Origin of the sequence: Roseateles sp. 22389 (assembly GCF_052044995.1) — a bacterium.
In the GTDB taxonomy this organism is placed as follows: domain Bacteria; phylum Pseudomonadota; class Gammaproteobacteria; order Burkholderiales; family Burkholderiaceae_C; genus Roseateles.
The window spans coordinates 1-18450 of sequence record NZ_JBQEOF010000001.1; the positions used below are offsets into that span (position 1 = coordinate 1).

Genomic DNA, 18450 nt, shown 5'->3' on the forward strand with positions numbered 1-18450 from the left:
GCCGGCGGAACTCCGCCGTCGGCAGTCCGCCGACGCCCCAGTTCTCGAGCTCCACCTCGTCGATGACGACGAAGGTCATGTGGCGCGGCTTGCCCATCACCTCGAAGAGCAGGTCGCTGACGCCCTGGATCAGGGCGGCCTTCTGCTCGGGCGTGGTGGCGCTGGCGCCGGGGGCGGTGCCCTCGCGGGTCACCTTGATGTTGACGTAGGGCATGGGGGCTCCTTTCAGCGGTCAGGGGTCAGCGGCCGGCGTGCTGGCCGCCGTCGACGTTGAGCAGCTCGCCGGTGACGAAGCCGGCGCGCTCCAGGTACATCACTGCGTCGACGACCTCGCTGATCTCGCCCATGCGGCCCATCGGGTGCAGGGCGGCCAGGAAGTCATGGGTCTGCGGTGCATGCATCGGGGTCTTGATGACGCCTGGGCGCACCGCGTTCACGCGCACGCCGCTCTTCGCGTATTCGATCGCGAGCGAGCGCGTCACCGCATCCAGGCCGCCCTTGGTCAGGCTGGCCAGGCCGGCCGGCACGCCGGCGATCGGCTGGTCGACCAGCGTGGTCGTGATCTGCACGATGTGGCCGTGCCGCTGCAGCAGCATCTGCGGCAGCGCCAGCTGCGTGAGGTGGAAGAAGCCGGCCACGTTGACGTCGAACGCGGCCTGGTAGTCCGCCAGCGTGTATTCGGTGAAGGGCTTGGCCAGGAAGATGCCGGCGTTGTTGATCAGCGTGTCGATGCGGCCGAAGCGGTCGAGCGCCGTCTGGACAATGCGCTGGGCGACGGCGCGGTCGCCGATGTGGCCGGGCACGGCGATCACGCCGGCGTCGTCGCCCGGCTGGATGTTGCGGGAGTTGGCGATGACCGCATAACCCTGGGCGCGGTAGGCGGCGACGAGGCCGGCGCCGATGCCTTGCGAGGCGCCCGTGATGAGGGCGACCCGTTGCGTGATGGTCGTGTTGGTGTTGGTGGTGGTGGCGGAGGCGGTGCTGGAAGCGGTGGACATGGAAGGCTCCTGTTCATGCGGGATCCGGAGGATCCGGGGTCGTCGGGGACGCCGCGGCGATCGGGGATCGGGAGGCGTTGGACGAAGCGTAGGAGCCGGCCTGTGCCAGCGGTAGCCGCTATCCTGTCTCAATGGCTGATCAAAAACGCACAGGCCCTCGCCGGGGCGTGGATTGGGAGGACATGCGGGTGTTCCTCGCGCTCGGGCGGCACGGCAGCCTGTCGGCGGCGGCGCGGGCGCTCTCGGTCAATCACGCGACGATCTCGCGCCGCATCCAGTCGCTGGAGGATCGCCTCGGCGACAAGCTCGTCGACCGCCGGCCCGACGGTTATGCGCTGACGCCGGCGGGCCGGCTGGCGCTGGCTGCCGCGAGCGAGATGGAAGCCGCCGCGTTGACGCTCGCCCGCGAAGGCGACGAGGACGACGCGGTGCGCGGGCTGGTGCGGGTCAATGCGCCACCGGCGCTGTCGCAGGGCTTCCTGATCGATCGGCTCGCGCGGCTCTCCGCGGTGCATCCGGGGCTGGACCTGGACCTCGCCACCGACCTGCGCCCGGTCAGCCTGGACCGTCACCGCGCCGACATCGCGGTGCGCCTGATGCGACCGCGCGACGGCGACTTCATCGCCAAGCCGCTGGGCACCATGGGTTTCGGCTTCTACGGCACGCCGGCGATCTGCGCGGCGGTGGAGGGCGGCGCGGCGCCGGTCTTCGTCGGCTTCGACGAGGAGAACGCGGACATGCCCGACGCCACCTGGCTCGCGCAGCACTTCCCGCGCAGGCGGGTGGCCTTCCGCGCCAACAACCACATGTCGCAGGCGATCGCGGCGCGGACCGGCGCCGGCCTGGCGCTGCTGCCGCACTACATCGGACGCCAGGTGCCGGGCCTACGCGAATGCGCGCTGACGCCGACCCGCGAGGCGCGCGAGATGTGGCTGCTGATCCGCGGCCAGGACCGCAAGGCCCGTGCGATCCGGACCGTCGCGGACCATCTGCAGCAGGTCTTCGAGGAAGAGCGGGCGCTGTTCGTGCCCTGATGGCGCGGTCTTGGACGGCCTGCGATCGACCTCAGGTCGTGAAGACGAACTGTCCGCCCTTGCGCATCGGGCCGAGGAAGTTCATGTCCGGGAAGATCCGGCGCTGGATCCAGAAGACGTAGCAGATCATGGCGATCGAGAGCGCCACGCCGACCAGGCCGCCGGTGGTGATCGGGAACAGCTGGGCCACGTTGCGGCCCACCGTGATGATCGACAGGAACAGGTAGCCGGTGTAGGCGCCGGCGTAGGGCTTGCGGAAGCCCCAGGCGAACAGCAGCGGGATGCTGGTCAACGCGAGGCCGAGCCACATCGAGACCTGCCAGCCGACCGCCAGCACGATCAGCGCCTGCAGCACCATCAGCCCGACCAGGATGTTGACGTGCAGGCTCATCTCGGCGCGCGCCTGCGGGTCATGCCGGGCGGCCAGCCAGGCCGCCAGTTGGCGGTCCTTCATGCCCTGTCCGGACAGCTGCCGGAACACCTCGGACTTGCCCACGCCCTGCGCGAGCAGCGCTTCGGCCCGCGCCTGGATCTCCTTCTTGTCCGCCATGTCTTCTCCTTGTTCGAATCGCTCCCGACGCGCGGGATTCTGGCTCAGCCGGATCGGCCCACGCGCCGGCCGGTGCGTGGCCGCTTCATCTCGCGCTTGTACTGCTCCTTGAGCTCGGCGGCCTGGCGCAGCTGCGCGTCAGTCAGGCGCTCCTGCTCGCGGTTCCGGCTGAACTTGCCCGGCGCGATGAGTTGGGGGTTGAGGTCCTCGGCCAGCAGGGCGTAGGCCCGCGCCTCGACCGGAGACAAACCCAGGTCTTCGCCGCGCGTGGCGAGCACGAGCGTGGGGAAGCGGTCGCCGGCGCGGACATCGCCGCGCAGGCCCTCGAGCAGCGGGGCGCGCATGTCCTGCGGCGGGTCGAAATCGACCAGGCGGAAGTAGGCCATCGAGACACCTCGCTCGCCGCCCCGCAGCGCGCGCTCGGCCAGCGGCAGGCGCTGGGCCCGCATCTCGTCGGTGATGGACTGGCAGCGGCGCACGCGGTCGTCGAAATGCGCGATCGCGTGGGCGACGTCCGCCGGGTTGGACTTGGGATCGGCGCGGACGGTCTCCAGGGTCTCTCGCACCTGGGTCGCGCCCTCGCAGCGGGACAACACCTCCGTCGCATCGCCGGCCTGCGCCGCGGAGCCGCCCTGCAGCGCGGCAAGCACGATCTGGCCGTAGTCCTCGATGACGGCGGAGGCGCCGACAGCGGCGCGCGGTGGCGCGGCGGGCTTCGTGGCCTCGGCCGTCGTTGGATCGGGGGAGGTTGGCGTCACGCTGCGCGCTTGAGCGGCGACTTCCTTCGCCGGCCTTGCCGCGGCGCTCGGACCCGCGTCCGCAGCAGCGGCAGCGTTCAGCGTCACCCGCTCGCCGCTGGGCGCGTAGACCCAGGCCAGGGCGACGGCAGCCGCGATCACGATGGTCAGCCCGGCGATGGCCGCGGAGCTACGGGTGGGCAATACGGTCGCGCGTCGCATGAGGCCGCGCATGTTATCGACGCCCCATGGAAAAAGGCCGGTTTCCCCCCATCGGAGGGTCCGGCCTTCATTCGGGCGCAACGCGCGGCGCGGTGTCGTCACGCGCGCCGGGCGCGCCGCCTCACTTCGGCTGCTTGACGATGCGCAGGTAAGGCTTGGGCGCCTTCCAGCCTTCGGGGTAGATCGTCTTGGCTTCGTCGTCGGACACCGAGCCCGCGATGATCACGTCGTCCCCGTGCTTCCAGTTCACCGGCGTGGCGACGCGGTGCTTGGCGGTGAGCTGGATGGAATCGAGCACGCGCAGGATCTCGTCGAAGTTGCGGCCCGTGGTCATCGGGTAGGTCAGCGTCAGCTTGATCTTCTTGTCCGGGCCGACGATGAACACCGAGCGCACCGTCGCGTTGGTCGCCGCGGTGCGGCCTTCCGAAGTGCCCGGCTCCTCGGCCGGCAGCATGTTGTAGAGCTTGGCCACCGCCAGGTCGGTGTCGCCGATCATCGGGTACTTCACCGCGGCGCCCTGAGTCTCCTCGATGTCGGCGGCCCACTTCGAGTGGTTCTCGACCGGATCGATGGACAGCCCGATCAGCTTGGCGTTGCGCTTGGTGAATTCGGGCTCGATCTTCGCCATGTAGCCCAGCTCGGTCGTGCACACCGGGGTGAAGTCCTTCGGGTGCGAGAACAGGATGGCCCAGCTGTCGCCGATCCAGTCGTGGAAGTTGATCTCCCCGTGCGTGGTCTTGGCGGTGAAGTTCGGGGCGGTGTCGTTGATGCGCAGAGACATGATGGGCTCCAAGGTGAAGGGGTCCATCGCCGCGGACGGCGACGGTCGATCGTGCGGGACCGGGCGATTCTCGTCGTCCCACCGGCACCCGCCGGCGGCTGGGCGACATTCTTGTCCTCCCTTTCGACGACGGGGAGAGTCTGCCCAATGGCCTTGCTCGGCCAGCGACTTTACTCATGCGCGGACCGGATGAGGGCCCGCGCCGCCGGCGGCCACGCCGAAAAAACTATCGGCCCGATAAACACCGGCTGTTGCCGCCGTCGCCGGCCGAGTCCTAGACTCGTCCGCGCTCGCACTCTGCGGACAAGCGGACGGTTCCCCAAGGCTCAACTCAGGAGGCAGATATGTCAGGCGATTCCAAGTGCCCATTCTCGAGCGGCACCCACCACCATGCGGTGGCCGGGACCAAAGGCAACCGCGACTGGTGGCCCGAGCAACTCAACCTCTCCATCCTTTCCCTGCATTCGCCCAAGTCCAATCCGATGGGCGAGGAATTCAAGTACGCGCGGGAGTTCCAGACCCTGGACCTCGACGCGGTGGTCCAGGACCTGCATGCGCTGATGACCGACTCGCAGGACTGGTGGCCCGCCGACTACGGCCACTACGGCCCGTTCTTCATCCGCATGGCCTGGCACTCGGCCGGCACCTACCGCGTGCAGGACGGCCGCGGCGGCGCGGGCACCGGCGCGCAGCGCTTCGCGCCGCTGAACAGCTGGCCCGACAACGGCAACCTCGACAAGGCCCGGCGCCTGCTCTGGCCGGTCAAGCAGAAGTACGGCCGCAAGCTGTCGTGGGCCGACCTGATGATCCTGGCGGGCAACGTCGCGCTGGAGTCGATGGGCTTCAAGACCTTTGGCTTCGCGGGCGGCCGCGCTGACATCTGGGAGCCGGAGACCGACACCTTCTGGGGCCCGGAGACCACCTGGCTCGGCGACGAACGTTATGCCGGCGACCGCGACCTGGCCAATCCGCTGGCGGCGGTGCAGATGGGCCTGATCTACGTGAATCCGGAAGGGCCGAACGGCAAGCCCGATCCGGCGGCCTCCGCGCGCGACATCCGCGAGACCTTCCGCCGCATGGCGATGAACGACGAGGAGACGGTGGCGCTGGTCGCCGGCGGCCATACCTTCGGCAAGGCGCACGGCGCGGGCGAGGCGCATCACGTCGGCGCGATGCCGGAGGGCGCCGGGCTCGAGGAGCAGGGCCTGGGCTGGAAGAACCAGCTCGGCGAGGGCATGGGCGTCTACACGATCACCAGCGGCATCGAGGGCGCCTGGACGCCGACGCCGACGACCTGGGACAACAGCTACTTCGAGACCTTGTTCGGCTACGAATGGGAGCTGACGAAGAGCCCGGCCGGCGCCCACCAGTGGACGCCCAAGGGCGGCGCCGGCGCCGGCACCGTGCCCGACGCGCATGACAAGGCCAAGCGCCACGCGCCGATGATGACGACGGCCGACCTGGCGCTGCGCGTCGATCCGGCCTACGAGAAGATCTCGCGCCGCTTCATGCAGAACCCGGCCGAGCTGGCCGACGCCTTCGCGCGCGCCTGGTTCAAGCTGACGCACCGCGACATGGGGCCGACGTCCCGCTACCTCGGCAAGCTGGTGCCGCAGGAGCAGCTGATCTGGCAGGACCCGGTGCCGCCGGTCAGCCATCCGCTGGTGGACGACCAGGACGTCACCGCGCTCAAGGCGAAGCTGCTGGCCAGCGGCCTGAGCATCTCGCAGCTGGTGACGACGGCCTGGGCCTCGGCCTCGACCTTCCGCGGCGGCGACAAGCGCGGCGGCGCCAATGGCGCGCGGATCCGGCTCGCGCCGCAGAAGGAATGGCCGGTGAACCAGCCCAGCGAGCTCGAGAAGGTGCTGTCCAAGCTGGAAGCGGTGCGCAAGGAGTTCAACAGCTCGGCGGCCGGCGGCAAGCAGATCTCGCTGGCCGACCTGATCGTGCTGGGCGGATCGGCCGGTGTCGAGGCAGCGGCGAAGCAGGCGGGGCATGCGGTCGTCGTGCCCTTCTCGCCGGGCCGCACCGATGCGTCTCAGGACCAGACGGACGTCGAGTCCTTCGGCGTGCTGGAGCCCGCGGCTGACGCCTTCCGCAACTACATCCGCAAGGACCTGGTGCCGCACGCGGCCGAGCTGCTGGTCGACAAGGCCCAGCTGCTCACGCTGAGCGCGCCGGAGATGACGGCGCTGATCGGCGGCATGCGGGTGCTGGGCACCAACTTCGGCCATACCCGGCATGGGGTCTTCACGACGCGTCCGGAAACGCTGAGCAACGACTTCTTCGTCAACCTGCTGGACATGCGGACCAAATGGCAGAAGTCGACCAGCGACGAAGGCGTGCGGGAGGGCCGCGACCGCGGGACCGGTGCGCTGAAGTGGACCGGCACCGCGGCGGACCTGGTGTTCGGCTCGAACTCCCAGCTGCGCGCGCTGGCCGAGGTGTACGCGTCCAGTGACGGCGAGAAGGTCTTCGTCAACGACTTCGTCAAGGCCTGGACGAAGGTGATGAACCTGGACCGCTACGACCTGCTGTGAGCGCTCCCGGGCGCCGCTCGCGCAGCGGCGTCCGGAGATCGCGGCGCAATGACCACGCTGGCCCGGCCCGGTACGTTTCGTTCCAGCTTTCTTGCCGGCTGTTTCATAAGATGCCGCGATGGACGTCCATGAGAAGCCGGTCCGCCGGCCATTGCCCCTTTCGATGATTGCCGCCGCCTTGCTGGCGCTGGGACTGAGCGCCTGCGGCGGTGGCGGCGGTGACGCCGATACCGGCACGCCGGGCTCGACCCCCACGCCCACCCCGTCGACGCCGACGCCCACTCCCGTGGCCGGCACCTGCGACCTGCCCAACTTCAAGCAGGACCTGCTCGACCGCATCAACGCGCTGCGCGCCTCGGGCGCCAGCTGCGGCACGTCGGGGAACTTCCCCGCCGTCGCGCCGGTCGTCTGGAACGACAAGCTGACGCAGGCTGCCGACGCGCACGCGCTGGACATGGCCAACAAGAACTACTTCAGCCACGACAGCCAGGACGGCCGCAAGTTCTCCGACCGGATCACCGCCGCCGGCTACACCTGGGTCGCGGCCGGCGAGAACATCGCCGCCGGCCAGGCGACGGTCGAGGCGGTCATGAGCTCCTGGCGCAACAGCCCGGGCCACTGCGCCAACCTGATGTCGGCCAACTTCGCCGACGTGGGCGTCGCCTGCCGGCCGGCGGCTTCCTCGGCCAACACCTACAGCAAGTACTGGGTCATGGACCTGGGCAAGGCGCGCTGAAGCGACAGCCCGGGCGCCGCGCCTGTCAGGCGCGCGGCGGGCGCCGCACGGCGCGCAGCTTCCCGCTGCCGCCGCCACCGCAATAGAACAGGCCGGCGCCGTCGGACTCCAGGCCGCTGACGCCCTGGTGGGCGGGCATCGCGAGCCGCTCCTTCACCGTGCCGTCGACGGGATCGACGCGTCGAAGCTCGCTCTCGTCGCCTTCCCAGGTGGCATGCCAGAGCTCGCCATCGACCCAGGTGACGCCGGTGACGAAGCGGTTGGACTCGATCCTGCGTCGCACCGCGCCGGTCTCGGGATCGATCTGCACGATCGTGCGGTCGCGGTACTGGCCCACCCACAGGCTGCCTTCGGCCCAGGTGAGTCCGGAATCGCTGCCTTGACCCGATGGCGCCGGGATCGACCCGAGCACGCGCCCGCTGGCGGGGTCGATCTTGTGGATGCGCGCATCGGCGATCTGGTACAGGTGGCGGCCATCGAAGGCGGTGCCAGCGTCGGCGGCGCAGGGCAGCGTGCGCTGGACCTCGCCGCTGGCCGGGTCGATCGCCAGCAACCCCAGCGCCGTCGCGGCCCAGACGCGGTCGCCGTCGTGGCTGACGCCGTGGACGGCGGGCGCGCCGGGGTAGGGGCCGTACTCGCGCACGACCTCGGCGGGACGGGCCTCGGGCAGGCCGTCGTTGGAGGCCATGCGGGCCTCGGCGTGGGGATCGCAAGCAGTGGAAGCGGTCGAGGACATCGGGTTCTCCTTCGCGGCGACCGTCGCCGCATGGACCGCAATCTATCCAGACGGCGGCAACGCGGGGAGTAACAAGATCGTCGCGAATCCGCTCATCGGCGGTGCCAACCAGCGCCGGGCACGCGTGAGTCCGAGCGCCCGCACCCGTCCGTCGGCCTCCAGGTCCGCCAGCGCGCGCTGCACCGTCCGCTGGCTCGCGCCCAGGGCCAGCGCGAGGGCCGAGGTCGACCAGGCGTTGCCGTCCGCGAGCAGCGCCAGCAAGGCGGCGGACTCGCCTTCGATCGGCGGCACCAGCACCGTCACCGACCGGCCCGCCTCGGCCCGCAGCGCGAAGCCATCGGGGGTCGCTTCGATGCGGGCCGCCGGCGCGAGCAGCGCGCGCAGCCGGCCAAGTTCCACGCGCAGCCGCGCGCGATGGGTCTCGTCCGGATGGCGCGCCCGGAAGGCGCGCAGGATCAGCGCGGCGCGCGAGGCGCCTGCCGGGCCGGCCTCGGCCAGCGCGCGCGCCAGGCTGAACAGCACCGGCCGGCGCGCCAGGTCCACGGCCAGGCCGGCACCGCGGATCGCTCGCCGGCAGGCGTCGACGACGAACGCGGGCGACTGCAGCAGCGCCTCGACCTCGGCGAGCCGCAGGGGACGTTCCGTGCCCGCGTCGATGCGCCGGGCCACCGGCTGGTCGAGCAGGGCCCGCATCGCGTCGGCCTCCGCCATCAGCGCCGGCACGCCGGAGCGCCACGCGGCGATGGCAGCCGCATCGAGCGCCGCCACAGCCTCCCCGCTGCGCAGCGAGCGCAGCGCGAGCTCGGCGGTCGTCAATCCCGCCATGGCCGCCAGCAGCGGCGGCGATCGCGCGGGTTCCTCGATGGGCAGGGCGCGCCTGGCCTCGTCGAGCCGTCCCAGCAGGATCAGGCGCCGCGCCGCGATCCATCGGCCCAGCAAGGCGTTGGCGCGATCATCGTGGGCTTCGAGAACCTCGGCCGCCTGCAGCAGCGCACGCGCGGGCTCGCCCAGGTCGCGCATCGCCAGGGCGACTTCCGCTTCGGCCACGACGCAGCGCGCGCGGGCGACGGCCTCCGTCGGACCGAAGCCCTTGGCGGCGCGCCGCAGCAGGTCGCGGGCGCGCGGATGCTCACCGAACTGCGCCATCGCGATGCCGCGCAGCGCGAGCGCGGGCGGGTCCTCGCGCAAGGCCACCCGCTGCAGCGCGCCAAGCGCATCCCCGGCGGCGAGACAGCGCGCGGCGGCGTTGATCAGGGCGTCCATGGGCGCGGAGCTTAAGCGCGACGGCGCATACACTCCGGCCCCATGGAACTCAAGATCGTCGTCTACTCCAAGTCCGCCTGCCCGCAATGCGACACGGCGAAGATGCTGCTCAAGTCGCGCGGGATGGCATTCCAGGAAATCCTGATCGACGACGAGGCCGAGCGCATGGCCTTCTACGAGAAGTGCGGCCCGTCGGTGCGGCAGATGCCGCAGGTCTTCATCAACGACCAGCGCGTCGGCGGCGTCACCGGCCTGCAGGCGGCGCTGAAGCAGCTCGGCCGCTGAGCGCGCCGCGCCAGCGCTGAAACACGACGACGGGCCAGAGGCCCGTCGTCATCGGGGTTCCCGCCCCGCGGTCACTTCGCCGGCGCGATGCCGAGCAGGCCGTCGCGCGTGCTGCCGCGCACCTTCGGGCCGATCCAGACCTTCATCATCATCGGGAAGAAGCTCTCGCCCTGGATGGTGTCGCCGACCTTCTGGCCGTTGACGTTGAACTCGGTGGTCTGCTTCGCCGGGTCGTAGTCGATCGTGACCAGGTCGCCCTTGAGCAGCTTGGCGCGATTGCCGAAGACCACGCCCAGTTGCGAGGTCTGGATGATGTTCTTCGCGAACTCGTCCGCCGCGTTCTGGCGGATGCGGTCGAGCATCGCGTTGGCCAGGTCGCGCGAGGACACGTCCCGCATCATGTAGAAGGTGATGCGCTTGGCCCCCTTCTCGGCCACCGCCGCTTCCATCGTGGTCTGCTTGCGCGGCAGGTAGAAGGCCACCGCGGTCGAGCGCGTCGACAGGATGCTCGACGTGGCCGCGCCGTTGAGCTGCAGCACCTGGTTGTGCAGCGTGGCCGTGTCCTGGAACTTGTAGCCCTCCACCTCGACCTCCGCGGCGGCGACCCAGGTCGATGCCGCGATCAGGCCGATGGACAGGGCGTTCCGGGCGGAACGGGCAAGAGCGGTACGAAGCATGGGAAGTCTCCTCCAGGCGTGGCGCGTCGTGTTGTCAGGGGAATCCGCGAGCCGGCCGGACGCGGTGGCGAAACGGGCCCGCACTCGGGGCGTCGCGAGTTTGAGCCGATGGTGACGGCGATCGCGGGCGCTGTGCGGACCGGATTAAAGCGCGCGACGGTGTGGCGCGTCAGCCCCGGAAACTGGGGCCGTGCCTCTAATCCGATGGTCCACGTGACGTTTGGCACGCGAGCCGCCGGCATCCGCTGGCACGATGCGCGCCGCTTCATCGACGCCGCCACGCGCGGGCACGGCACCAGTCGCAGTCCGCCTGAAGACCGGTGGTTCGACACGATGCAGGCGCCCGAACACCGCAGACCTTATTCCAAGCATTCCAAGCACCCCGGAGGGATCCCCGTGTCCATCGACCGTCTTTGCCTGATGCCGCGCGCGCTCGTCGCCGTGGCCGTCGCCTCGCTCGCCGCCGCGGGCGCCGCCCACGCCACCGAGAACAGCCAGGTGCGTGCCCTTCTGGGCGCGCCGTCGTACGAGATCTCGACGCCGCAGTTCCCCGGTCTCTATGCGCAGTTCTGGTACCAGCACTACGAGGCCGACAAGCTGCGCGACGCCGATGGCAAGACGCCGACCCAGGCGCTGACGATCCCGGGTGTCGGCACGCTGCCGCTGACGGTGAACGGCTCGATCAAGGCCGACGTCTTCGTGCCGCGCCTGACCTGGGTCACCGAGAAGATCGTGATGGACGGCCGCCTGGGCTTCTCCGCCGCCTTCCCGCTGGTCCGCCAGACCAATGACTTCACGCTGACCACGGTGCTGCCGGCCGGCGTGCCGGCCAATGTCGCCGCGGCCGTCAACCAGCAGCTGGCCGCCGCGGGCGGCGCGCTGTCGGGCAAGCGCAGCGGCATGGCCGATCCGGAGTTGGCGGCCTACCTCGACTGGCAGCAGGACGAATCGCGCGTGGCGCTGGGCGTCGCGTTCAACCCGCCGATGGGCTCTTACGACGCGGACCGTCCGGTCAATCCGGGCGCCGGCAAGTACTGGACCTTCAAGCCGCTGCTGGTGGCCTCGCGCGTGTGGGAGAACGGCTTCGCCGTCGGCCTGCGCGCGACCTACTCCTTCAACACCCGCAACGACGATACCGGCGTGCGCTCCGGCCAGTACCTGCATGCGGACTGGTCCGGCACCTACCAGCTGAACGACCAGTGGAAGTTCGGCGTGCAGGGCTACGTGCTCAAGCAGTTCACCGCCGACCGCGGCGGCGATGCCGGCGCCAACAAGGTCCAGGCGCTGTCCGCCGGCCCGCTGATCGCCTACCTGGCGGAAAGCGGCGACTGGGGCGTCGACTTCAAGGTGATGAAGGAGTTCTCGGTGCGCAATCGCCCCGAGGGCACGGTCACCTGGCTGCGACTGAACTACCGGTTGAACTGAGCGCCGCTCCGGGCCCTGCGCCGCGCGGGGCTCAGAAGTCGTAGACGTGCTCGACCGTGTCGCCGGCCTTGGCGGCGCGGCGCAGTTCATCGGCGAGTCCTGCGACCGGCACCGCGATCACGGCGCGTTTGAGGCCGGGCCGGGTGAGGATCGGTTGCTCGAACAGCAGGCGGCTGCCAACGGGACGCCATGCCTGCGACACCAGTTCGCTGACGACGATCTCGCCGTCGTTGCCGGCGATGCTCAGAAAATCCACATCGCGCGCGGCGAGCCAGCGGCTGTAGGCAGTGAATCCCTCATAACGAGGGATGGTGGCGAGGACCGGCGCGCTCGCCGATGCGGTGTGCGCCGCAGCCCGGTGCAGGACCGAGAAGTCCGGATGCGCGGCCACGTCGGCCGCATCCTTCGGTGCTCGGCTCAACCAGACGGCGGTGACCGGTTTGGGCGCCTCGTAGAGGGACTGGGTCCCCATCTTGATCAGGCGCGCGTAGCCTTCCTTGATCAGCAGCTCCGTGGTCAGAAGGTAGCGCCGTTCCCATTTGCGAGCGAGGTTCGGGCCTGACATCGGCACGTCGTGCCACAGCGCGCGTAGCTGCGAGGCGAAGTCGAACTTGTACCAGGGCTCGACACGAATGAAGTCCACATAGGCCTGCGCGTAGCGCGCCGCGAAGTCTTCCTCCGCCACGCGACCGCCGCCGCGCAGCCCCTCGGCCAGACGGCCGATCGTGCGCTCGTAAGCGCCCTTGAGCGCGTACTCGATCGACGTGCTGACTCCGATGACCATCACCATCAGGTGATAGCCGCCATTGAACGGGTAGCGCTCGATCTCCGAGTTGATCGCCGCATAGGACTGCCAGAACTGGCCCACGTGCGCGTACAGCGGGAAGCGACTCGGCGCGCTGTTGGCGCCCAGCCAGGCAGCGTACTCGGCCGGGCTGTGCACCAGGAACCATTCGGGGAAGGTCAGGAAGGTCTGATCCGGCGTCCGGCGGTGTTCGATCGGTGTCTCGGGAACGGCCGCCACGCTCGCGGCCAGCGCCAGTCCGGCCGCGCACAGCAGCGTTCGGCCGGCCCGCCGCAAGGCGGTGAATCGGGCGGGGTTCATGCGGAGGCTCCTGCGGGCTTGAGGAAGCAGAACAGCGTGTTGAGCGTCGGGTCGCTGGCCTGCAGCACGCGATGACCGCTGTCTTCGAAGCCCGCTTCGCGCAGGCGGTCGACCCAGTCCTGCGCCGAGGCGAAGTGGCGTCGTTCCGCCACGTTGCTTTCCCATGTCTCGCCCAGGCCGGCGTTGAACACGGTATGCGCGAGCGACACCAGCGCGCCCAGACCGGGATCCCGCACATCATGGTCCCGCACGATGAAGGCGCCACCGGGCCTGAGCACACGGTGAACCGATCGCAGGAAGGGCATCAGCGTGTCGGGCGTCATGTGATGCAGGCCGATGAAGCAGGTCACCAGGCCGATGCTGCCCGAGGCGATCTCGGCGGACAGCGGTGCGTAGTCGTCCAGGGCGAAGTGGCGTCCCGGACGAGCGAAGCGGCCGCGCTCGACGATGTCGACCGGCGATCGGCTCTGCGGCTTCTCTTCGACGAACACCAACTCGCCGCGCAACCGCAGCGCCTTGGACAGGCCACCGTGATAGCGGCCCTTGGAGCCGATCTCCAGGTAGCCGTCGAACTCGCGGTCGGCCAGCACTTCCAGGGTCTGACTCGTCATCTCCGCCTTCTGCTTGAACAGCGCCGGCAGCGCGTAGCGCAGCTCGGCCGCCGCCGGCTTGATCGATGGCAGGCGGCGCTGGATGTCGCGGTAGATGCTCTCCTCGTCGCGGTGACGCGCGGTGGCCTCCGCGATCAGGTGATGGAAGCGATCCTCCGGCGCCGTGTGGAAGACGTTCTGCAGGAACAGATAGAAGGCGTCGGACAACCGTGTGTCGCCGAAGACGCGATGGAACTCGGTGGTGCCGCCATCGCCGGCGCGCTCCGGTGCACAGCCGGAGCGCGGGCAGTACTTGTCCCACAGCGCATTGGTGAAGCGTCCGTGCGGATCCAGCTGCTGCTTGAGCGCGAACAGCGCCTGCGCGCCCGGATAGGCCCGGTGGAACTGCTCGTGCGTCGCATGCGGCTGGTAGGGCAGGTAGTAGGCGCCGCCCACCGACAGCACCGCGTCGATCAGCTCGCGCGTCCACACCGCGACACGGCGGCGGGCGTTCTCGCGCGTGCGCTGCTTGTGATACAGGACGAAGGCGAAGGTCTCGGCCGGCGCCCACGCGAGCATCGTGTCCGGGTCCGGCATCGCATGCCGGATCGAGATGTTGAGCGCGTTGACGCGATGCCGGCGCAGGATCTCCGCCATCTTCGGCACGAAGTCCATCAGCCGCTGCACGGGCACGAAGTACTCCTGCAGCACGTAGGTGCGATGCATCCGCGACGGCGGCTCCAGTTCGGCCACGTCGTAGCCGGCCTCGTAGTTGCGCCAGTGAACCTTGCCGCGCAGGTACAGCAACGGATCAATCAGCTTCTCCCGGCGCTCCTTGCCGAGCGGGGTCTCGGACATCGACCAGAGGAAATAGCGATGGAGCGGGTATGAGCCTCGCGGCGTCTGCAGCCGCTCGCGCACGGTGGCGGGCTTCTCGGTCTCGCTCCAGGTGACGGCGCGCAGCGTGGTGTAGTGCGGGCCGTACAGATCAGCGTTGTGGAAGACCGCTGCCGGGTTGTCGCGCACCTGGTCCTTGAAGAAGGACCAGTATTCCGACAGCGGCATGACCGCGTCGCGGCGCTCGACGCGCAGGTTCTGGTCGAGGTCCAGCTCGACCTCGACGATCACGCCCAGCGCGCCGTAGCCGCCAACGGCGCCGCGGAAGATTTCGGCATTCGACTCGCGGGTGGCCTCGATGTCGCTGCCGTCGTGCAGGACGATGCGGATCGCGCGCACCGACAGCACCAGCGGACCGAGCCCGACGTAGCGCCCATGGCAATTGACGCTGAGCGCTCCGCCGACCGTGAAATTGGCGTAGGTCTGCATGATCTTCACCGACAACCCGTGCGGGTCGATGAAGCGCTGGATGTCGCACCAGCGCGCGCCGGCCTGGACGCGCAGGGTGCGAGCCGTCGGCGAGAACGCGACCACGCGGTTCAGCGTCCGCATGTCGATGTGCAGGCTGCCGGGGCTGGCCGTCTGCCCGCCCATGCTGAAGCGGCCGCCGCCGATCGAGACCGCGCCGCTGGTGCGGCGCAATGCTTCCTGGACCTCCTCGACCGACTCCGGTGCGACGATGGCCATGACGCGCACTGGGTTCAGGCCGGTGACGTCGTTGACGATGTGATGGGAGCTGGCGGTCATGGCTGGCGAGGGGAGACGGTCAGATAGTCATCAGGCGTGGTGGCCCGGAAGCGCGCGGCGGCGGGGGACGATCCGCGCAGGCCGCATTCGACGCACAAGGCCAGCGGCCCGAGCACCGGCACCGCGGCGGCGAGCAGCCACCAGGCGGAGCGCCCGCGATCATGCAGGCGCCGCCCCCAGATCGAGACCATCAAAAGCGTGGCGATGAGCGCCGCAGGCCAGCCAAGCGCCGTGTCAGTGACCGTGATCGCGACCCACAGTGCCAGTGGCACGAGCGAGCACTGGCGCAGCCAGAATCCGCCGCGCGTCAGCGTGCCGGCGGTCGAGAACTCCCGGATCGCCGCATTGTTCTTGGACATGGCCCATTCCTCTTCCAGGCGCGCATCATGCCGCACGGCATGCGTGTGGTGATGCGCCGCCGCGTCACCGGACCCGCCTGTCCAAGGGGGCGCTCAGCGCTCGTAAAGCTCGAGCGGCAACCCGTCCGGGTCGGCGAAGAAGGTGAAGCGCTTGCCGGTGAGCTCGTCGACGCGCACCGCCTCGACGCTCACGCCGCGCGCCTCGAGTTCGGCCTTGCCGCGCTCGACGTCGTCCACCTCGAACGCGAGATGGCGCAGCCCCTGCGCCTCCGGATAGGACGGCCGCGGCGGCGCGCCGGGAAAGCTGAACAGCTCGATCTGCGAGCCGTCCGGCAGCGCCAGGTCCAGCTTGTGGGAGCGCCGCGCCTCGCGGTAGGTCTCCGCGATCACGCGCAGGCCCAAAACCTCGGTGTAGAAGCGGCGCGAGCGCTCGTAGTCGGCGCAGATGATCGCGGCATGGTGGATGCGCAGCAGCATGGGTCGGCTCATCGCGGATCGGCGCTCGCGACCCTGTCGCGGGAACCGGCGACGAAGCGGTAGTCCACCGCCGGCGTCGCGGGGGCGTCGCCGGCCTCCAGCGCGTAGGCGTGCAGGTGCACGGATTCTCCACCGGCATCGAACTGGCAGTGGCCCGCGAAGCGCGCGCCCTTGGCGACCCGGCGCTCGACGTCGTCCGCGTCGTCATGCACCTCGGCATTGATCCACACATAGTCCAGCCCGTTCGGGCCGCGCTCGATCGAGGTCGAGCGCACCGGCTGCCCATGCAGCATCGGCCGCAGCAGCGCGATGCAGCGATCGTGCTGGGTAGCTTCATGGGCGCTCATCGCCGGCTTGCCCGGGACGCGGTCAGCACCGCAGGCGCTCAGCAGGGCGCCCAGGACCGCCACCGCGATCGCGGCGCGGACCGCGGTCGCAGGGCGCTGGATCGAGGAAAGGTCAGTCACGGCAACTCCTGGTTCGCCTCGCAGGGCGAAGTCGACAGCCTAGCCCTGTCACGTCAAGCGCGTGTGAATGGGGTTTATGCGCGCGATGCGCACCGCCCCTGATCTCGGGGACGGCGGAACTCACCCCTCCGACAACGCCGGTCCGATCGGCAATGCGCGACGAATCGTGTGTCCACATGCATCAGTTCTGACATCGCGATTTACCGCCGCGTAAATCCGCGAGCCGGTCGCTGATGCATGATGCGCGGCACCGTTGACGCCACCGGCCCGCGCCCCTCGCGCCGGCGGCCGTCCCCGCTCCGTCCCGTCCGTCCGCTTGCCGATGACCCGACTCCCGTCTCCGGGGCCACGATCCGCCGGCCCGTCTGCCTCGCGCCGTCCTTCATCCCGCTCTCCGTCCCTGGCGCCGATCGCCGTGCTGGCCGCCGCGCTGATGCTGGCCGGCTGCGTCAACCTCGCGCCGGACTACCGCCGGCCCGACGCCGCCGTGCCGTCGCGGGGCACCGCCGCCACACCGGCCGCGACCGACGCCGCCGCGCTCGACTGGCATGCGGTGTTCCTGGACGAGCGCCTGCGCGGCGTCGTCGACCTGGCCGTGCGGGAGAACCGCGACCTGCGCGTGGCCGCGCTGCAGGTCGACCAGGCGCGCGCCGCCTTCCGCCAGACCGAGGCGCAGCGGCTGCCGACGCTGACTGCCTCGGCCGGCGCCAGTCGCGGCGGCAGCGCGGGGCAGGTGACGCAGCAGGTGTCGCTGCAACTGGCGCTGGCCAGCTATGAACTCGATGTCTTCAGCCGCGTCCGCAACCTGAGCGCGTCGGCGGAGCAGTCGCTGCTGGCCGCCGACGAGACGCGGCGCAGCGTGCAGATCAGCCTGGTGGCCGAAAGCGCGAGCGCGTGGCTCACCTGGGCCGCGGACCTTGAGCGCCAGCGGCTGGCCCAGCAGACGCTGGAGAGCCAGGAGCGCTCCTTCGCGTTGACGCAGCGCCGGCATGCGGCCGGCGCCGTCTCGGGCCTGGTGCTCGCGCAGGCGCGCACGGCGCTGGACAGCGCGCAGGCCGATGTGGCCGCCTGGCCGGCGACGATCGCCCAGGACCGGCATGCGCTGGAGCTGCTGCTCGGCGCGAGCTTGCCCGAGGCGCTGGCGCCGCAAGCGACCGATGCGCTCGCCACGGTCAGCCTGCTGGTCGACCTGCCCGGCGGCGTGCCGTCGACCGTGCTGCAGCGCCGGCCCGACGTGCAGGCCGCGGAGCACGCGCTGATCGCCCGCCATGCCGACATCGGCGCCGCGCGCGCCGCGCTGTTCCCGACGATCAGCCTGACCGCGAGCGCCGGCACCGGCAGCAGCGCCTTGTCCGGCCTGTTCAAGGCGGGCAGCGGGAGCTGGAGCCTCGGTCCTTCGGCCTCGCTGCCGATCTTCGACGGCGGCGCGCGCGACGCGGCGCTGCGCCAGGCCGAGGTCGGCCGCGACATCGCGCTCGCCAGCTACGACAAGGCCATCCAGACCGCGTTCCGCGAGGTGGCGGACGCGCTCGCCGTGCGCGCGACGCTGGCCGACCGGCTGGCGCTGCAGCAGTCGCTGCTCGCGTCCTCCGAGCGGCAACTGCGACTGGCGGAAACCCAGTACCGCGCCGGCAGCACGACGCAGCTGGACCTGCTCGACGCGCAGCGCTCGCTGGTGGCCGCGCAGCAGGCGCTGGTGACGCTGCGGCTGAGCGAGCAGCTCAATCGCCTCACGCTCTACAAGGTGCTGGGTGGTGGCTGGCAGGCGCCGTCGGACGGGCCAGTCGCGCCGGCTGCCACCCGTGAATGACCAGGGATTGAGGG

Annotated in this window: 19 protein-coding genes; 6 read left to right on the forward strand and 13 right to left on the reverse strand. The window is 70.3% G+C overall.

The window, feature by feature from the left end:
* Both ACTJKJ_RS00005 and ACTJKJ_RS00010 read right to left on the reverse strand, forming a co-directional pair.
* A partial coding sequence (locus tag ACTJKJ_RS00005) for a tautomerase family protein (protein ID WP_440819243.1) occupies window positions 1-214 on the reverse strand: 214 nt, incomplete at its 3' end.
* Between the two features lie 25 nt (window positions 215-239).
* Entirely contained in the window at window positions 240-998 is a 759-nt protein-coding gene (locus ACTJKJ_RS00010) for an SDR family NAD(P)-dependent oxidoreductase (RefSeq protein WP_440819244.1), read from the reverse strand.
* A 131-nt stretch (window positions 999-1129) separates the two neighbouring features.
* On the opposite strand from ACTJKJ_RS00010, the gene ACTJKJ_RS00015 reads away from it, so the two are divergent.
* A complete protein-coding gene (locus ACTJKJ_RS00015; RefSeq protein WP_297382837.1) occupies window positions 1130-2032 on the forward strand; it encodes a LysR family transcriptional regulator in 903 nt (300 codons plus the stop codon).
* A gap of 31 nt (window positions 2033-2063) precedes the next feature.
* On the opposite strand, the gene ACTJKJ_RS00020 is transcribed toward ACTJKJ_RS00015, so the two are convergent.
* From ACTJKJ_RS00020 to ACTJKJ_RS00030, 3 genes are all read right to left on the reverse strand, one after another.
* Complete coding sequence (locus tag ACTJKJ_RS00020) at window positions 2064-2582, reverse strand: hypothetical protein (protein ID WP_440819245.1); 519 nt, start codon at window positions 2580-2582, stop codon at window positions 2064-2066.
* A 44-nt stretch (window positions 2583-2626) separates the two neighbouring features.
* Window positions 2627-3541, reverse strand: a complete 915-nt coding sequence (locus tag ACTJKJ_RS00025; RefSeq protein ID WP_440819246.1) for a hypothetical protein — start codon at window positions 3539-3541, stop codon at window positions 2627-2629.
* A gap of 121 nt (window positions 3542-3662) precedes the next feature.
* Window positions 3663-4322, reverse strand: a complete 660-nt coding sequence (locus ACTJKJ_RS00030) for a peroxiredoxin (protein ID WP_091727483.1) — start codon at window positions 4320-4322, stop codon at window positions 3663-3665.
* A gap of 344 nt (window positions 4323-4666) precedes the next feature.
* Between ACTJKJ_RS00030 and katG the strand changes: the two genes are divergently transcribed.
* Window positions 4667-6862, forward strand: coding sequence for a catalase/peroxidase HPI (gene katG, locus ACTJKJ_RS00035; protein WP_440819247.1), 2196 nt, complete (start codon window positions 4667-4669; stop codon window positions 6860-6862).
* A gap of 118 nt (window positions 6863-6980) precedes the next feature.
* Window positions 6981-7598 carry a CAP domain-containing protein gene (locus ACTJKJ_RS00040; RefSeq protein ID WP_343608077.1) on the forward strand — a complete coding sequence of 206 codons (618 nt, stop codon included), beginning with the start codon at window positions 6981-6983 and terminating at the stop codon, window positions 7596-7598.
* 25 nt (window positions 7599-7623) lie between these two features.
* On the opposite strand, the gene ACTJKJ_RS00045 is transcribed toward ACTJKJ_RS00040, so the two are convergent.
* Window positions 7624-8286, reverse strand: coding sequence for a Vgb family protein (locus ACTJKJ_RS00045; protein WP_147240181.1), 663 nt, complete (start codon window positions 8284-8286; stop codon window positions 7624-7626).
* A gap of 90 nt (window positions 8287-8376) precedes the next feature.
* Entirely contained in the window at window positions 8377-9597 is a 1221-nt protein-coding gene (locus ACTJKJ_RS00050) for a helix-turn-helix domain-containing protein (RefSeq protein WP_440819248.1), read from the reverse strand.
* Window positions 9598-9639: 42 nt separating this feature from the next.
* Between ACTJKJ_RS00050 and ACTJKJ_RS00055 the strand changes: the two genes are divergently transcribed.
* A complete protein-coding gene (locus ACTJKJ_RS00055; protein ID WP_091727472.1) occupies window positions 9640-9882 on the forward strand; it encodes a glutaredoxin family protein in 243 nt (80 codons plus the stop codon).
* 71 nt (window positions 9883-9953) lie between these two features.
* On the opposite strand, the gene ACTJKJ_RS00060 is transcribed toward ACTJKJ_RS00055, so the two are convergent.
* On the reverse strand, window positions 9954-10559 hold the full coding sequence (locus tag ACTJKJ_RS00060; protein ID WP_183482615.1) for a chalcone isomerase family protein: 606 nt from the start codon (window positions 10557-10559) through the stop codon (window positions 9954-9956).
* 396 nt (window positions 10560-10955) lie between these two features.
* Here ACTJKJ_RS00060 and ACTJKJ_RS00065 point away from each other — a divergent pair, with 396 nt between their 5' ends.
* Window positions 10956-11984, forward strand: a complete 1029-nt coding sequence (locus ACTJKJ_RS00065; protein WP_141225340.1) for a SphA family protein — start codon at window positions 10956-10958, stop codon at window positions 11982-11984.
* A gap of 31 nt (window positions 11985-12015) precedes the next feature.
* Here the strand turns inward: ACTJKJ_RS00065 and ACTJKJ_RS00070 are convergent, their stop codons facing one another.
* The 5 genes from ACTJKJ_RS00070 to ACTJKJ_RS00090 form a co-directional block, all read right to left on the reverse strand.
* A complete protein-coding gene (locus ACTJKJ_RS00070) occupies window positions 12016-13089 on the reverse strand; it encodes a hypothetical protein (protein ID WP_440819249.1) in 1074 nt (357 codons plus the stop codon).
* Window positions 13086-15323: an FAD-binding protein gene (locus ACTJKJ_RS00075; RefSeq protein ID WP_440819250.1), complete on the reverse strand. Its 2238-nt coding sequence runs from the start codon at window positions 15321-15323 to the stop codon at window positions 13086-13088. The genes ACTJKJ_RS00070 and ACTJKJ_RS00075 overlap by 4 nt, the downstream gene beginning before the upstream one ends.
* Entirely contained in the window at window positions 15320-15682 is a 363-nt protein-coding gene (locus ACTJKJ_RS00080) for a DUF805 domain-containing protein (protein ID WP_440819251.1), read from the reverse strand. The genes ACTJKJ_RS00075 and ACTJKJ_RS00080 overlap by 4 nt, the downstream gene beginning before the upstream one ends.
* A gap of 93 nt (window positions 15683-15775) precedes the next feature.
* Window positions 15776-16159: an SMU1112c/YaeR family gloxylase I-like metalloprotein gene (gene gloA2 / locus ACTJKJ_RS00085; RefSeq protein WP_091727460.1), complete on the reverse strand. Its 384-nt coding sequence runs from the start codon at window positions 16157-16159 to the stop codon at window positions 15776-15778.
* An 8-nt stretch (window positions 16160-16167) separates the two neighbouring features.
* Window positions 16168-16626, reverse strand: a complete 459-nt coding sequence (locus ACTJKJ_RS00090; protein ID WP_297382830.1) for a hypothetical protein — start codon at window positions 16624-16626, stop codon at window positions 16168-16170.
* A gap of 415 nt (window positions 16627-17041) precedes the next feature.
* On the opposite strand from ACTJKJ_RS00090, the gene ACTJKJ_RS00095 reads away from it, so the two are divergent.
* Complete coding sequence (locus ACTJKJ_RS00095; protein ID WP_297382829.1) at window positions 17042-18436, forward strand: efflux transporter outer membrane subunit; 1395 nt, start codon at window positions 17042-17044, stop codon at window positions 18434-18436.
* Window positions 18437-18450: the final 14 nt, after the last annotated feature.

What these genes read in the sequence shown, in the direction of transcription:
- ACTJKJ_RS00015 (WP_297382837.1), top strand. Translation starts at nt 1,130, where the DNA reads ATGGCTGATCAAAAACGCACAGGCCCTCGCCGGGGCGTGGATTGGGAG.
- ACTJKJ_RS00020 (WP_440819245.1), bottom strand. Translation starts at nt 2,582, where the DNA reads ATGGCGGACAAGAAGGAGATCCAGGCGCGGGCCGAAGCGCTGCTCGCG.
- ACTJKJ_RS00045 (WP_147240181.1), bottom strand. Translation starts at nt 8,286, where the DNA reads ATGGCCTCCAACGACGGCCTGCCCGAGGCCCGTCCCGCCGAGGTCGTG.
- ACTJKJ_RS00010 (WP_440819244.1), bottom strand. Translation starts at nt 998, where the DNA reads ATGTCCACCGCTTCCAGCACCGCCTCCGCCACCACCACCAACACCAAC.
- ACTJKJ_RS00025 (WP_440819246.1), bottom strand. Translation starts at nt 3,541, where the DNA reads ATGCGACGCGCGACCGTATTGCCCACCCGTAGCTCCGCGGCCATCGCC.
- ACTJKJ_RS00075 (WP_440819250.1), bottom strand. Translation starts at nt 15,323, where the DNA reads ATGACCGCCAGCTCCCATCACATCGTCAACGACGTCACCGGCCTGAAC.
- ACTJKJ_RS00060 (WP_183482615.1), bottom strand. Translation starts at nt 10,559, where the DNA reads ATGCTTCGTACCGCTCTTGCCCGTTCCGCCCGGAACGCCCTGTCCATC.
- ACTJKJ_RS00055 (WP_091727472.1), top strand. Translation starts at nt 9,640, where the DNA reads ATGGAACTCAAGATCGTCGTCTACTCCAAGTCCGCCTGCCCGCAATGC.
- ACTJKJ_RS00080 (WP_440819251.1), bottom strand. Translation starts at nt 15,682, where the DNA reads ATGTCCAAGAACAATGCGGCGATCCGGGAGTTCTCGACCGCCGGCACG.
- ACTJKJ_RS00070 (WP_440819249.1), bottom strand. Translation starts at nt 13,089, where the DNA reads ATGAACCCCGCCCGATTCACCGCCTTGCGGCGGGCCGGCCGAACGCTG.
- ACTJKJ_RS00050 (WP_440819248.1), bottom strand. Translation starts at nt 9,597, where the DNA reads ATGGACGCCCTGATCAACGCCGCCGCGCGCTGTCTCGCCGCCGGGGAT.
- ACTJKJ_RS00040 (WP_343608077.1), top strand. Translation starts at nt 6,981, where the DNA reads ATGGACGTCCATGAGAAGCCGGTCCGCCGGCCATTGCCCCTTTCGATG.
- katG (WP_440819247.1), top strand. Translation starts at nt 4,667, where the DNA reads ATGTCAGGCGATTCCAAGTGCCCATTCTCGAGCGGCACCCACCACCAT.
- ACTJKJ_RS00030 (WP_091727483.1), bottom strand. Translation starts at nt 4,322, where the DNA reads ATGTCTCTGCGCATCAACGACACCGCCCCGAACTTCACCGCCAAGACC.
- gloA2 (WP_091727460.1), bottom strand. Translation starts at nt 16,159, where the DNA reads ATGCTGCTGCGCATCCACCATGCCGCGATCATCTGCGCCGACTACGAG.